Below are 13,522 nucleotides of genomic sequence, written 5' to 3' on the forward strand. Positions count from 1 at the left end.
CAATAGGCGGCGTGCTCAGCGTCGACCGGCCGGCGAACACCCAGTGCGTCAACTCGCACTGTCCCGGTTCCAGCGACGCCCCGACCTTCGCGCTGATCGCGCTGCTGATCGTCGCCGTCCTGTTCGTCGTGCTCGCGATGCGCATGTGGCGACGCGGCCGGCAGGCCGACGACCGGCTGCTGGTCGCGGTGGCGGCGGTGCTGGCCGGTCTCGCGGCACTGTGCCTGCTGCTGTTCGGTAGCGGCTTCCGGCACTACGGTGGGGCGGCCGCGTGCCAGGCATGGTGGCAGGAGGCCGGGTTGCCGTCCGCGGCGCAGGGCGTCGCTGACGACAATGCACACGTCGATTGTCAGCGGCACGCCGTCGACGCGATCGGCCCCGCGCTCGGTGCGGGCGGAGTCGCGGGGATCGTCGTCGGTGGCCTCGTGATGGGCGCGGCCGCGTTCGGTCGGCGCAGGGCGCAACCGGAGCGGCGCAACGTCGTCTACAGCGATCAGGTGCACACGCCGGAACGGCGCGAGCAATGAGCGACTCGTTGCTCGGCCCTGCGCAGATCCGTTCGCTCGCCGACGCGCTCGGCGTGCGGCCGACCAAGACGCTCGGGCAGAACTTCGTGCACGACGCCAACAGCATCCGGCGCATCGTGAACACGGCGGCACTCGAGCCCGGCGAGCGCGTGCTCGAGATCGGCCCCGGCCTCGGCTCGCTCACCCTCGGCCTGCTCGACGCCGGCCACCCCGTCACCGCGGTGGAGGTCGACCCGGTGCTGGCGACGGCCCTGGAGTCGACGGTGCGTGCCCGGCTGCCGCACGCCGACCTCGCCGTGCTGCACGCCGACGCGCTGCGCCTGCGCGACCTGCCGGCCGGCCTCGCGCCGCCGACCGCCGTCGTCGCCAACCTTCCCTACAACGTGGCAGTGCCCGTTCTGCTGCACGTGCTGGCGACACTGCCGAGCCTCGCGCGCGGGCTGGTGCTCGTGCAGGCCGAGGTCGCCGACCGGCTCGCCGCCGCGCCCGGCTCGCGCACCTACGGCGTGCCCAGCGTCAAGGTCGCCTGGTACGCGAGCGCGCACCGCGCCGGGCCGGTCCCGCGCGCGGTGTTCTGGCCGGTGCCGAACGTCGACTCCGGGCTGGTGCGGTTGATCCGGCATGCAGCGCCGGCCACGACCGCGACGCGCGTGCAGGTCTTCGCGGTGATCGACGCGGCGTTCGCCCAGCGGCGCAAGACGCTGCGCGCCGCACTGGCCGGCTGGGCGGGTTCCGCTGCTGCTGCCGAGACGGCTCTGCGGATAGCAGGCATTGATCCGGCCACCCGCGGCGAAGCGCTGGACGTCGCCTCCTTCGCGCGCATCGCCGAGGCGAAACCCGGGCTGATCAACTAGCGCGGACACGCGTTTACAGACGCGCGATCACGGCTTACTCTCCGCAGAGCTCTCACACGATCACCACGGGACGGGTCATGTCTGCGCACGACGATTATGGGCAACAGCCGACGCCGCAGCAGCAGTACGGCCAGCAGCAGTACGGCCAGCAGCAGTACGGCCAGCAGCAGGGTTACCCGTACGGCGGCCAGCCGCCCGCCACCCAGGGCCAGTACGGGCCCGCGCCCTACGGCCACAGCCCGTACGGGAACGCGCCCTACGGCAACAGCCCGTACGGGTATGCGCAGCCCAAACCGGGCAACGGATTGGGCACTGCCGGCTTCGTGCTCGGGTTGCTCGGGCTGATCCTGTGCTGGGTGCCCGTCGTCGGCATCGTGCTCGGCGTGCTGGGCATCATCCTGGGCGGCGCGGGCATGGCGGCGGGCAAGCGCAACGGGTCCGGGACCGGCCTCGCCATCGCGGGACTCGTGCTCGGCATCGTCTCGTTGATCCCGGCGATCATCGTTCTCGTCGCCGTGGTCAATTCCTGACCGCAGCGGCCAAGGCGGTTAGCTGCGGCCGTGGAACAGGCTCGTCACCGAGCCGTCCTCGAACACTTCCTTGATCGCTTTGCCGAGCAGCGGCGCGATCGAGAGCACGGACAGCTTGTCGAAGCGCTTGGCCTCGTCGATCGGCAGCGTGTTCGTCACGATGATCTCGCCGATCCGGCTGTTCTTGAGCCGGTCCACGGCGTCGCCCGAAAAGATGCCGTGCGTCGCGGCGATGATCACTTCGGCGGCGCCCTCGTCGAAGAGCAGATCGGCCGCCTTGGTGATCGAGCCGGCGGTGTCGATCATGTCATCGATCAGCAGGCAGCGCCGGCCGGTGACGTCACCGACGACGCGGTTCGCGACGACGTCGTTCGCGGCGTCGATGTTGCGCGTCTTGTGTACGAACGAGATCTCCAGGCCGCCGAGCTCGTCGGCCCACTGCTCGGCCACCCGCACCCGGCCGGTGTCGGGGGACACCACGACGAGGTCCGAGGTGTCGTACTTGTCGCGCACGTGCTCGGCCAGCAGCGGCAGGGCGAACAGGTGGTCGACCGGGCCGTCGAAGAAGCCCTGGATCTGCGCGGTGTGCAGGTCGACGGCCATCAACCGGTCCGCGCCCGCGGTCTTGAACAGGTCGGCGACGAGCCGCGCCGAGATCGGTTCGCGGCCGCGGTGCTTCTTGTCCTGTCGCGCGTAGGGGTAGAACGGTGCGACGACGGTGATGCGCTTGGCCGACGCCCGCTTGAGCGCGTCGACGAGCAGCAGGCTTTCCATCGTCCAGTCGTTGATGGGCGACGTGTGCGATTGGATGACGAACGCATCCGTGCCGCGCACCGACTCGTTCGGTCGGATGAACAGCTCACCGTTCGCGAACTGGCGTCGGGTCGTGGGCGTGACGCTGACCCCGATCTGCGCGCCGATCTCGTCGGCGAGATCGGGGTAGGCGCCGCCGGAAAGCAGCACCAGGCTCTTGCGGCCGGCGACCTCGAGTGTGTTCATCCGCCTGCCTCGTCGTCGTGGCTGTCCTCGGCTGATTCAGTGCGCCCGCGCGCTCGTCGCGCAGCCTCGGCGGCGGGGGAGCCCGCGCGGCTGCGCTCCACCCAGCCTTCCACGTTGCGCTGCCGCCCGCGCGCCACGGCCATCGATCCGGGCGGCACGTCCTGTGTGATCACCGAACCGGCCGCCGTGTATGCGCCGTCGCCGATCTCGCGTGGCGCGACGATCATCGTGTCCGAGCCGATGCGCACGTGATCTCCGACCACGCTGCGGTGCTTCGCCACGCCGTCGTAGTTGACGAACACGGTGGCCGCGCCGATGTTGCTCTGCTCGCCGATCGTTGCGTCGCCCACGTAGCTCAGGTGCGGCACCTTGCTGCCCGGCCCGACCTCGCTGTTCTTGACCTCGACGTACGTGCCGACGTGCGCGCCGTCGGCCAGGACAGTCCCCGGGCGCAGATACGCGAACGGGCCGACCGAGACGTCCGCGCCGAGTACGGCCTGCATCGCCACCGCGCGCGAGATGCGGCTGCCGGCGCCCACGGCCGTGTCGGTGAGTGTCACGTGCGGGCCGACGTGCGCACCGGCCGCGACCCGCGTGGCGCCGTGCAGGTCCGTGCCCGGCCAGAGCGTGACGTCGGGCTCCAGCGCGACGCCGGCGTCGACCCACGTCGTGGCCGGGTCGACCACGGTGACGCCGGCGCGCATGTGCGCCTCGAGCAGCCTGCCGTTGTAGACGCGATGGGCCGCGGCGAGTTGCACGCGGTCGTTGACGCCCGCCGTCTGCTCCGCCGGTGCGAGCACCGCGCCGACGCGGTGACCGTCGGCGGCGAGGATCGCGACGACGTCGGGCAGGTACTCCTCGCCCTGGGCGTTGTCGGTGGACAACCGCGTGACGGCGCCGCGCAGCACGGCGAGGTCGAAGGCGTACACGCTGGTCGCGACCTCGGACACGGCCAGCTCGTCGGCGTTCGCGTCCTTCTGCTCGACCACGCGGGCCACGGCGCCGTCGGCACCGCGCAGCACCCGGCCGTAGCCGGTCGGATCGGAAAGCACGCTGGTCAGCAAGGTGGCCGCGGCGCCGCTCGCGGCGTGTTCGTCGACCAGCGCGTGCAGGGCTTCGGCGGTCAGCAGCGGGGCGTCGCCGGGCACGACGAGCACGGTCCCGTCGGCCTCGGGGAGCGGTTCGAGTGCCAGCCGGACGGCGTGCCCGGTGCCGCGCTGCTCGGCCTGCACGACCGGCGTCGCGCCGGCCGCGATGTCGCGTAGGTGTGCGGTGACCTCGTCGCGGCGGTGCCCGACGACGACGACGGTGCGTGCCGGTGCGAGTGCGTCGGTGGCGGCGAGCACGTGCTGCAGCATCGAGCGCCCGGCGAACCCGTGCAGCACCTTCGGCAATGCTGCGGAGCGCATGCGCGTGCCCTCACCCGCGGCGAGGACGACCACCGCGAGCTCGGTCATGAAGCACCCTTCACGAGCAGTCGGCAGCGAGGTCGATCGCGGCCCAGACTAGTCATTCGGCTGGGGGACTCGGACTCGAACCGAGACTGCACGGCTCCAAAGGCCGGCGGGCTGCCGATTACCCCATCCCCCACAGCAACTGCGCCACCCTATTTCATGCCCGCGCGCCTGTTCGGACGCTTCGGCGGCACACAGCAAACCTACGGTCACGTAAGTTACGCTTTCGTAGTCGATGGGAACCGCAGCCGACACGGTCTGCGAACATCGACCAGGAGCCCGACCCGGGCGTACCGCCGAGCCGAGGACACCAATGACCATCACGCAGGAACGGCTGCCCGCCGACCCGCCCGCGAACGCGCCGAAGACCACGTTCGAAGGGACGAAACGCCCGGGCGAGCAGCTGATGCTCTATTCGTTCGTCATCGTGCCGTTCCTGGCGTTCCTCGCTGCGGTGCCGGTGTTGTGGGGCTGGGGCCTCGGCTGGACCGACGTCATCCTGTTCGTCGCGTTCTACATCGTCTCCGGCCTCGGGATCACCGTCGGCTACCACCGGCTGTTCACGCACAAGTCCTTCCGCGCCAACCGGCCGCTGCGCATCGGGCTCGCGATCGCGGGATCGATGGCGATCGAGGGGCCGGTCATCCGCTGGGTCGCCGACCACCGCCGCCACCACGCCTTCAGCGACCGCGAGGGCGATCCGCACTCGCCGTGGCGCTACGGCGAGACCACCGGCGCGCTCATGAAGGGCCTGGCGTACGCGCACCTCGGCTGGATGTTCGACGAGATGCACACCAACCGGGAGAAGTACACGCCGGACCTGATGCGCGACAAGGACATCCGGTTCGTCGACAAGCTGTTCCCGGTGTGGCTACTGGTGTCGATGCTCGCCCCGGCGTTGATCGGCGGCCTCGTGGCAGGCTCCTGGGCCGGTGCGCTGTCCGCATTCTTCTGGGCCTCGCTCGTGCGGGTCTTCCTGCTGCACCACGTGACGTGGTCGATCAACTCCATCTGCCACACGATCGGCGAGCGCCCGTTCCAGGCACGGGACAAGAGCGCGAACTTCTGGCCGCTGGCGATCCTGAGCTTCGGCGAGAGCTGGCACAACATGCACCACGCCGACCCCACCGCCGCACGGCATGGCGTGCTGCGTGGCCAACTCGACTCGTCGGCGCGGATGATCTGGCTGTTCGAGAAGTTCGGCTGGGCCACCGACGTGCGCTGGCCGAAGCCGGAGCGGCTCGAGAAGCTGCGCGCCTGACCGACGCAGCGGCCGGCACGCGAAGATGGGCCGCATGGACTTCCACGTCGACCTCGACCCGGCCGCGCCGACCGTGCGCGGCAGCGAGACCTTCGTCCTCGAACGCGACGGTGGGCGGCGGGTCATGCGCATCCACGACTACGACGACGTCTACGCCGTCCCGGGGCTCTACGAGCACGTTGTCTCGGACCGGCTGGGCTGCGTGTCGCCGCAGACGCTGGCCACCTCGCTCGCGGCCGAGGTCACGGCGGCCGGAGAGCAACCGGCCGACGTCCGGTGCCTGGACGTCGGTGCCGGCAACGGGGTGTCCGGCGCAGCGCTGCGCGACGCCGGTCTGACGCCGGTGGTCGGGCTGGACGTCAGCCCGGCCGCGGGCGCAGCAGCCGAACGCGACCGGCCCGGGCTGTACGCCGAGTTCGTGGTCGCGGCGCTCGGTGACGCCGCGGTACCCGATCTCGTGACCCGGCATCGGCTGACCGCGCTGGTCAGTGCGGGCGCGCTGACCGGCGGGCACATCGAGCCGCAGGTACTCGCGCGCACCTGGGCGGCGTTCGCCCCGGGCGGTTGGCTCGCTTACACCTGCGCGGAGGCGCATGCCGACGACGCCCGGTCGATCTTCGCCGAGCACACCGACATACGGCGCGACGAGCGGTTCGTGCATCGCCGTACGGTCGCCGGCGATCCGGTCTGGTACCGCGTGCTGGTGGGTCGTCGCCGCTGACCGACCGCTTCAGGACTCGCGGACGACACCCGCGTCGACGGTTATCCGCCGGGTGACCTCGACGGCGTCGAGCAGTCGGCGGTCGTGGCTGACGAGCAACAGCGTGCCGGGATAGCCGCGCAACGCCTGCTCCAGCTGTTCGATCGCGGGCAGGTCGAGGTGGTTGGTCGGTTCGTCGAGCACGAGCAGGTTCACGCCGCGGCCCTGGAGAAGCGCCAGCGCGGCGCGGGTGCGCTCGCCGGGCGACAACGTGCCGATCGTACGGCTGACGTGTTCGGCGCGCAGACCAAACTTGGCGAGCAGGGTGCGCACGTCCGCGTCCGGCCAGTCGGACAACAGCCGTGCGAAGGCCGACGGCAATGTGTCGCTCTCGCCGAGCAGCGTGCGCGCCTGGTCGATGCCGCCGACGACGACACCCGGGCCGAGAGAGGACCGGCCGGACTCCAGCGGCACCTGCCCGAGCAGCGCGCCGAGCAGGGTCGTCTTGCCCGCGCCGTTCGGGCCGGTCACGACGACGCGATCGCCCCAGTCGACCTGCAGCGAGACCGGGCCGAGGGTGAAGACGCCGCGGCGCACGACGGCGTCGTCGAGGACGGCCACCACCGCGCCGGAGCGCGGCGCGGCGGCGATCTCGAACTGCAGCTGCCATTCCTTGCGTGGTTCCTCGACGACCTGGAGCCGCTCGATCGCCCGCTCGGTCTGCCGGGCTTTGGCGGCCTGCTTCTCGCTCGTTTCCCGCGCGTGCTGCCGGATGTTCTTGTCCGGCTCGGAGCCCATCCTGCGCCGCGCGTTGCGGGTGCCCTTGTCCAGCCAGTTGCGTTGCGTCCGGGCTCGCTCGCCGAGCTCCGCGCGCCGCTCGGCGTACTCGTCGTAGGCCTCGCGGGCGTGCCGACGCGCCACCGCGCGCTCGTCCAGGTACGCCTGGTACCCGCCGTCGTAGTGCCCGACCTGCTGCTGGGCGAGGTTGAGTTCGACGATCTCGGTGACGGTCCGCGCCAGGAACTCTCGGTCGTGGCTGACCAGCACCACACCGGCGCGCTGCCCGGTGACGAATCGCTCCAGCAGGTCCAGCCCGGCAAGGTCCAGGTCGTTGGTCGGTTCGTCGAGGGCGAAGACGTCGAAGCGCGCGAGCAGTAGAGCCGCCAGTCCGGCCCGTGCTGCCTGGCCGCCGGACAGCCCGGCCATCAGCGCGTCCGCGCCGACGTCCAGGCCGATGCGCTCGAGCTCCGGCTCGATGCGCTCGTCGAGGTCGGCGCCGCCGAGGGCGAGCCAGCGTTCCAGTGCGTGCGCGTATGCGTCGTCGGCACCGGATGCGGACTCGGCGAGCGCCGCCGACGCGCGCTCGAGTTCGGCCGCCGCCTCGGCGACGCCGGTGCGTCGGGCGAGGAACGCGCCGACGCTCTCCCCCGCGCGGCGCTCCGGCTCCTGCGCGAGATAGCCGACGGTCGCCGACGCCGGTAGGCGAGTGACCGTGCCTTCCTCCGGCTCGACGATGCCGGCCAGCATCCGCAGCAGTGTCGACTTGCCGGCGCCGTTCGCGCCGACGAGCCCGATGACCGCGCCGGGGTCCACGACGAGGTCGAGGCCGTGGAACAGCGAGCGCGCGCCGAAGCTGGCGGCGACACCGCGCGCGACGAGGCCGGCCACGTCAGGTGACGGCGCGGTCGCCGCGCGCGTATTGCGGCTGCCGCCACTCGGCGGATTCGAGCACGCCGCGCAACGTCTCCAGCGCGTCCCACACCTGCGTGAACGTGAGGTAGAGCGGCGCGAAGCCGAGCCGCAGCAGGTCGGGCGCGCGGAAGTCACCCACGACGCCGTGGGCGATGAGCGCCTGCGTCACCTCGTAGGCGTGCGGCATCCGCAACGCCACCTGCGATCCGCGGCGTTGCGGTTCGCGCGGGGTGGCGACGGCGATGCCGGACCGGTCGGCCCACGCCATCACCAACGACGTCAGCGCGAGCGACTTCGCGCGCAGCAGCGGCGCCTCGATGCCGTCGAACACGTCGAGCGCGGCGTCCAATGAGCGCATCGCGAGCACTGCCGGGGTGCCGATGCGGGCGCGCTCGATGCCGGCGGCCGGCGCGTACGAGGAATCCAGCGCGAACGGCTGCGCGTGCCCCTGCCAACCGGTCAGCGGAAGGTCGGCCGCGTCGTGGTGGCGGGCGGCGAGATAGATCCATGCCGGCGCCCCGGGACCGCCGTTGAGATACTTGTACGAGCAACCCACGGCCGCGTCCGCTCCCAATGCGTCGAGTTCGAAGGGCACCGCGCCCACGACGTGCGCGAGATCCCAGAGCATCAACGCGCCGGCGGCGTGCACCGCCGAGGTGATCGCCCGCGCGTCCCACAGCTCACCGGTGCGGTAGTCCAGCGCGCTGAACGCGACGACGCCGACATCCGGGCCGAGCGCGGAGCCGATGTAGCGCGGCGAGACGCGGCGCACCTGCATGCCGAGCATGCGGGCAACGGAGTCGGCGAGGTACTGGTCGGTCGGGAAGTTGTCGCCGTCGGTGACAAGCACGTGCCGGCCGGGGTTGAGCCGGGCCAGCGCGACCAGCGCCTGGAACAGCTGCACGCTGGTCGAGTCCCCGCACATCACCTGGCCGGGCCCGGCGCCGACGAGCGCGCCGATGCGATCACCGACCCGCGCGGGCAGTGTCCACCACCCGTTGCCGTTCCACGACCCGATCAGGTCGCGTCCCCACTCGCGGTCCATCGTCTCGGCCACCGCCTGCGGCACATCGCGGGGCAACGCGCCCAGGGAGTTGCCATCGAGGTAGACGACGCCGTCGGGCAGGACGAACCGGGCGCGCGCGAACGCCAGCGGATCCGCGTCGTCGGCGGCCAGCGCATCGGCGCGGGACACGATCGACTCAGCCGACAGGTTCACCGCGCACCGTCCACAGGTCGGCGAACGCGGGCCGGAACAGCGTCGAGCGCAGGTATGCCGCGCCCGCCGAGCCGCCCGTGCCGGGCTGCGTGCCGATGATCCGCTCGACCATCTTCACGTGCCGGTACCGCCATTCCTGGATCCCTTCGTCGATGTCGACCAGCGCCTCGCACACCTCGCTCGCGGTGCCTTCGTCGTCGTACACCACGCGCAGTAACGCGAGGATCGACTCGTCGCCGGCCGGCCACGGCTGGGCGGGGTCGTGGTCGAGCGCGGGACCGGGCACGTCGTACCCCTCGGCCGACAGATAGCGCAGCAGCGAGTCCCACACGGAGCGGCGGCGCATCGCAGCCGCGGTGCGCGGGTCGAGGTCGGGATCGAGATCGCGTCTGCCGAGCACCGCCTCCAGCTCGCGGAACTGGTCGGACTGGAAACCGCTGGACGAGCCGAGCTGCGGGCGGAAGGACGCGAACTGCCGCGGCGTCATCGTCTCGAGCACGTCGAGCTGGCCGACGATGGTCTTGAGAATCTTGGCGATCCGCCGCGCGGTGGGCAGCGCGCCCGTGCCGTTGCCGGCCTCGAGCCGGGACTGCAGCAGCGCCGCTTCGTGCAGTACCTGTTTGAACCACAACTCGTAGACCTGGTGGATGATCACGAAGAGCAGCTCGTCGTGCTGGTCGGTGGCCGGCCGCTGGCAGGACAAAAGGTCCGGCAGCCGCAGGTAACTCGAGTACGTCAGCGGCACGAGCGCCGCAGCCTCTTCGCCCATGCGAACATCATGGGCGATGACCGATGAGGAGCGGCAGCCCGCCGACGGTGCCCGGGTTCGGATGACCGGACGCGAACGCCGCGAGCAGCTGGTGCAGATCGGTCGGGCGCTGTTCGCCGAGAAGGGTTTCGACGGCACCTCGATCGAGGAGATCGCCGCTCGCGCGAAGGTGAGCAAGCCGGTGGTGTACGAGCACTTCGGCGGCAAGGAGGGCCTGTACGCCGTCGTCGTCGACCGCGAGATGAGCGGGCTGCTGGACCGGCTGACCCGTGCGCTGTCCAGCGGGCACTCGCGCGAGCTGTCCGAACAGGCCGCGCTGGCCCTGCTGACCTACATCGAGGACGAGCCGGACGGCTTCCACCTGCTCTCCCGCGATTCGCGCGGCGGCAGTACCGGGGCGTTCTCCTCGCTGCTCAACGACGTGGCGAACCAGGTCGAACACGTGCTGGCCCGTGAGTTCGTGCGGCAGGGCATGGACCCCCAGCACGCGCCGATGTACGCCCAGATGCTGGTCGGGATGGTCGCGCTCACCGGCATGTGGTGGCTGGAGGAGCGCACGCCGCCACGCGAGGTGGTGGCTGCACACATCGTCAATCTCGGCTGGAACGGATTGGCACGGCTCGAGGCGAACCCGACTCCGCTCGCCGATCCGTCGGCCGAGCGGACCGACTGAGCGTTCCGCCTGTCTTGTCCCGTTTTCCCCCGGGGCTCGCTCCGGCCAGCCCGGCCTGCCACGATGTTCGGATGCAGCCCGACCCGGACAGCCACGGCGACGCGCTCGCCGCGCCGGCTGACGAGCGCGGGCCGTGGACGCTGCCGACGTTCAGCGCCGACGCAGAGGCTGCCCAACCGGCCGTCTCGCTGCCCACGCTGGGTACGTCGCACGGGCCGGCGGACGACACGCGGGCGGAGACCGTGGACGCGGACGCGGACGCGGACGCGGACGTGGTCGCGGACGAGGTCGGCCGGCATGTCGCCGAGCAGCCGGACGGGCAACCGCCGGACAGGCAGGCGGCCGACGAGCACGCCCAGGCCATCGTCTCCGACGCCCTGGGTCAGGCGGCGCTCATCACGTCGCAGGCCGAGCAGGACGCAGACCGTGTCATGGAGCAGGCCCGCGAGGACGCCGAACATGAGCTCGAGGACGCGCGCTCCACGGCTGCAGTGCTACGCGAGCAGGCCGAAGCGATCGTCGCTGCCGGTCGCGCGCGGGCCGAGCAGTTGGCCACCGAGGCTGACGAGGCAGCCCGTCGAGCACGCGACGAGCACGCCGCGGCGAACACCGCGCACCACGCCGAGCTGGCGGCTGCGCGCACGGCGCACGAGGACGAGCTGCGCCGCGTCGCCGACGACGCGCGCGCCGAAGCCGCGCAGGTCATCGCGCAGGCCAACGACCAGGCTCGGGAAATCCACGCCGTCGCCGAGCGCGACGCGGACCTCGCACGCGCGGCCGGTCAGCAGGCGCGTACGGACGCAGGCGAGCGCAGCGAGGCCATGCTGCAGGAGACCCGCGAGACGATCGCTGCGGAGCTTGCCGAGGCGCGTGAGCAGACGTCGTGGACCAAGCAGACCATCGACGCGCTGCTCGCTGCGGCCGACGCGGATGCCGAGAAGATACGGCGTGAGGCGGCCGCTCAAGCCGAACAGGTACGCCAGGCAGCGAGCGAGCAGGCCGACGAGACGGAGCGGCAGGCCCGAGAAGCGGCAGCGGAGCACATCGAGCGCACGCGTACCGCGGCCCGCGACCTCAGTGACGAGGCGCAACGCACGCTCGCCGAGGCGCGCGCGGACGCCGGCGAGATCCGGGCCATGGCGGGCGACGACGCGGAGGCGATCATCGCGAAGGCCACCGAACACGCTGCGTCCGTCGAGGCCGCAGCTCAACGGCGACACAGCGAGGCCGAGGCCAGCGCCAAGGTCGTACGTGCCAGCGCCGCCGACGATCTCGCACGGGCACGCGACGAGATCCGTGATCTGCGCCGTCAGGCGCGGGCGGACGTGAACAAGGCCGTGTCCGAAGCGCGCATCGAGACCGACGACCTGCGCACCCGGGCCCGCACGATGCTCGCCGATGCCCGCGCCGAGGTCGCTGTCCTGGCCGCGCACCGAGACGACATCACCAAGCAGCTGGGGGAACTGTCCGGTGTCATCGAGGCACTCGCCGTTCCCGAACACGCAAGGTCCCAAGACACAAGGTCCCAAGACAACAGCGAACAACGCGTTGGAAACATCGACGAGGAGACCACGACCTCATGACCGAGCAGACCGCACCAGGCTTCAAGACCGTCCGACACGGCTACGACCCGGGAGAGGTGGACCAGCATGTGGCCGCGCTCTCCCGCGCCGCCGACGACGGCGCCTCGCGTGCTGCGCAGCTCGAGCAGGAGGTCGCGCAGCTGCGCCGCGAGCAGCAGGAGACGCGCGAACAGCAGGAGGCACAGGCAAAGGAGCCGAAAGCGCCGGCCCCTCCGGCGGCGCCGGCCGAACCGACCTTCCACGACTTCGGTGCGCGCATCGGACGCATCCTGGCGATGGCTGAGGAAGAAGCCGACGAGATGCGCACCGCCGCGGTCACCGAGGTCCACGAGCGCATCGCCGAGGCCGACAAGTCGGCCGCGGCCACGCGCGACGAGGCCGACCAGTACGCGCAGGAGACGCGCGGTTCGGCCGACCAGCACGCCACCCAGGTCGTCGAGGAAGCCAAGCGCAATGCCGACCGGATGGCTGACGAGGCGGAGCGCATGGCGATCGCGCGCAACGGCGAGGCCGAGGCGCTCTACGAGGAGCAGCGGGCCCGCGCTGCAAAGGCTGCTGCGGACTTCGAGCAGACGCTGGCCGAGCGGCGCGACAAGGCCGAGCAGATGTTCCAGGACCGCACCGAGGTGGCCGAGAAGGAACTTGACGCCGCCCGCAACCGCGTCGCGAAGCTGCGCGCCGAAGGCGATCAGCTGCAGGCCGAGTCGCAGCGGCGCGCCGGCCAGACGACCGGTGACGCCGAGCGCAAGGCCGAGCAGATCGTCGCCGACGCGAAGGAACGGGCGGACCGCATCCGCGCCGAGTCGGACCGGGAGCTGTCTGCGGCCACGCAACGCCGCAACGCGATCAACGCGCAGCTGACGAACGTGCGCCAGATGCTGGCGACGCTGTCCGGCACGGCGCCGGTAGCCCTGCCCGACGACGTCGACGCGCAAGCGCAGGACGCCGAGGCGACGAAGCAGTCCAAGGGCTGATCGTCAGCCGGCGTCCTCCGCGTCCTCCGCGTCCTCGGCCAGCACGAGCCATTCCTCCTCGGCGGCCTCGCGCTCGGCCACCGTGTCGCGCAGGCGCGCGTCGAGTGCGGCGGTGCGGGCGTAGTCGGTGGCGTGGGCGGCGAGTTCCTCGTGCAGCTGCGCCTCGCGGCGGTGCAGCGTCTCCATCCGCCGCTCCAATCGGGTCAGCTCCTTGCGGGCCGCCCGGGTGTCGCCGCGCCGCTCGCGCCGGGTGTCGGGCGCTGCGCCGGCGTCCGCGTCCTCCCGGC

13 protein-coding genes, 1 tRNA gene and 1 pseudogene are annotated in these 13,522 nt (G+C 71.6%); 8 read left to right on the forward strand and 7 right to left on the reverse strand.

The annotated features are described in order from the left end of the window. Nucleotides 1–11: 11 nt before the first annotated feature. The 3 genes from ACFFCN_RS11990 (at nt 12) to ACFFCN_RS12000 (ending at nt 1,911) form a co-directional block, all read left to right on the forward strand. Nucleotides 12–527 (forward strand): hypothetical protein, encoded by a 516-nt coding sequence (locus ACFFCN_RS11990; protein ID WP_375491882.1) that lies wholly within the window; start codon nt 12–14, stop codon nt 525–527. Continuing rightward, nucleotides 524–1,381, forward strand: coding sequence for a 16S rRNA (adenine(1518)-N(6)/adenine(1519)-N(6))-dimethyltransferase RsmA (gene rsmA / locus ACFFCN_RS11995; RefSeq protein WP_375491884.1), 858 nt, complete (start codon nt 524–526; stop codon nt 1,379–1,381). Before ACFFCN_RS11990 ends, rsmA begins: the two co-directional genes overlap by 4 nt. A 77-nt stretch (nt 1,382–1,458) precedes the next feature. Then, entirely contained in the window at nt 1,459–1,911 is a 453-nt protein-coding gene (locus ACFFCN_RS12000) for a DUF4190 domain-containing protein (protein ID WP_375491886.1), read from the forward strand. Nucleotides 1,912–1,929: 18 nt separating this feature from the next. Here the strand turns inward: ACFFCN_RS12000 and ACFFCN_RS12005 are convergent, their stop codons facing one another. The 3 genes from ACFFCN_RS12005 to ACFFCN_RS12015 all read right to left on the reverse strand — a co-directional run bounded on the left by ACFFCN_RS12005 (nt 1,930) and on the right by ACFFCN_RS12015 (nt 4,500). Further along, nucleotides 1,930–2,910 (reverse strand): ribose-phosphate diphosphokinase, encoded by a 981-nt coding sequence (locus tag ACFFCN_RS12005; RefSeq protein ID WP_375491888.1) that lies wholly within the window; start codon nt 2,908–2,910, stop codon nt 1,930–1,932. Continuing rightward, entirely contained in the window at nt 2,907–4,367 is a 1,461-nt protein-coding gene (glmU, locus tag ACFFCN_RS12010) for a bifunctional UDP-N-acetylglucosamine diphosphorylase/glucosamine-1-phosphate N-acetyltransferase GlmU (RefSeq protein WP_375491890.1), read from the reverse strand. Before glmU ends, ACFFCN_RS12005 begins: the two co-directional genes overlap by 4 nt. Nucleotides 4,368–4,427: 60 nt before the next feature. Beyond that, nucleotides 4,428–4,500: transfer RNA gene (locus ACFFCN_RS12015), tRNA-Gln, on the reverse strand. Nucleotides 4,501–4,677: 177 nt separating this feature from the next. On the opposite strand from ACFFCN_RS12015, the gene ACFFCN_RS12020 reads away from it, so the two are divergent. Next, nucleotides 4,678–5,625, forward strand: coding sequence for an acyl-CoA desaturase (locus ACFFCN_RS12020; protein WP_375491892.1), 948 nt, complete (start codon nt 4,678–4,680; stop codon nt 5,623–5,625). A 34-nt stretch (nt 5,626–5,659) separates the two neighbouring features. Beyond that, nucleotides 5,660–6,346, forward strand: a complete 687-nt coding sequence (locus tag ACFFCN_RS12025; protein WP_375491894.1) for a class I SAM-dependent DNA methyltransferase — start codon at nt 5,660–5,662, stop codon at nt 6,344–6,346. A 9-nt stretch (nt 6,347–6,355) separates the two neighbouring features. On the opposite strand, the gene ACFFCN_RS12030 is transcribed toward ACFFCN_RS12025, so the two are convergent. The 3 genes from ACFFCN_RS12030 to ACFFCN_RS12040 are packed head-to-tail and all read right to left on the reverse strand — an operon-like array spanning nt 6,356 to nt 10,005. Next, nucleotides 6,356–7,993 (reverse strand): ABC-F family ATP-binding cassette domain-containing protein, encoded by a 1,638-nt coding sequence (locus ACFFCN_RS12030; RefSeq protein ID WP_375491896.1) that lies wholly within the window; start codon nt 7,991–7,993, stop codon nt 6,356–6,358. Between the two features lies 1 nt (nt 7,994). Beyond that, nucleotides 7,995–9,236: a kynureninase gene (locus ACFFCN_RS12035; RefSeq protein WP_375491897.1), complete on the reverse strand. Its 1,242-nt coding sequence runs from the start codon at nt 9,234–9,236 to the stop codon at nt 7,995–7,997. Continuing rightward, nucleotides 9,220–10,005 carry a tryptophan 2,3-dioxygenase gene (locus ACFFCN_RS12040; RefSeq protein ID WP_375491898.1) on the reverse strand — a complete coding sequence of 262 codons (786 nt, stop codon included), beginning with the start codon at nt 10,003–10,005 and terminating at the stop codon, nt 9,220–9,222. Before ACFFCN_RS12040 ends, ACFFCN_RS12035 begins: the two co-directional genes overlap by 17 nt. A 16-nt stretch (nt 10,006–10,021) precedes the next feature. Here ACFFCN_RS12040 and ACFFCN_RS12045 point away from each other — a divergent pair, with 16 nt between their 5' ends. The 3 genes from ACFFCN_RS12045 to ACFFCN_RS12055 all read left to right on the forward strand — a co-directional run bounded on the left by ACFFCN_RS12045 (nt 10,022) and on the right by ACFFCN_RS12055 (nt 13,235). Next, on the forward strand, nt 10,022–10,678 hold the full coding sequence (locus ACFFCN_RS12045; RefSeq protein WP_375491900.1) for a TetR/AcrR family transcriptional regulator: 657 nt from the start codon (nt 10,022–10,024) through the stop codon (nt 10,676–10,678). 71 nt (nt 10,679–10,749) lie between these two features. Next, the gene (locus tag ACFFCN_RS12050) at nt 10,750–12,261 is read left to right on the forward strand and encodes a hypothetical protein (protein WP_375491902.1); all 1,512 of its coding nucleotides are present in this window, start codon (nt 10,750–10,752) and stop codon (nt 12,259–12,261) included. After that, complete coding sequence (locus ACFFCN_RS12055) at nt 12,258–13,235, forward strand: hypothetical protein (RefSeq protein WP_375491904.1); 978 nt, start codon at nt 12,258–12,260, stop codon at nt 13,233–13,235. Before ACFFCN_RS12050 ends, ACFFCN_RS12055 begins: the two co-directional genes overlap by 4 nt. A gap of 3 nt (nt 13,236–13,238) precedes the next feature. On the opposite strand, the pseudogene ACFFCN_RS12060 reads toward ACFFCN_RS12055, so the two are convergent. Further along, a pseudogene (locus ACFFCN_RS12060) lies at nt 13,239–13,522 on the reverse strand (ABC transporter ATP-binding protein); the annotation flags it as partial.

This window comes from uncultured Jatrophihabitans sp. (assembly GCF_964246335.1).
Lineage (GTDB): Bacteria > Actinomycetota > Actinomycetes > Mycobacteriales > Jatrophihabitantaceae > Jatrophihabitans.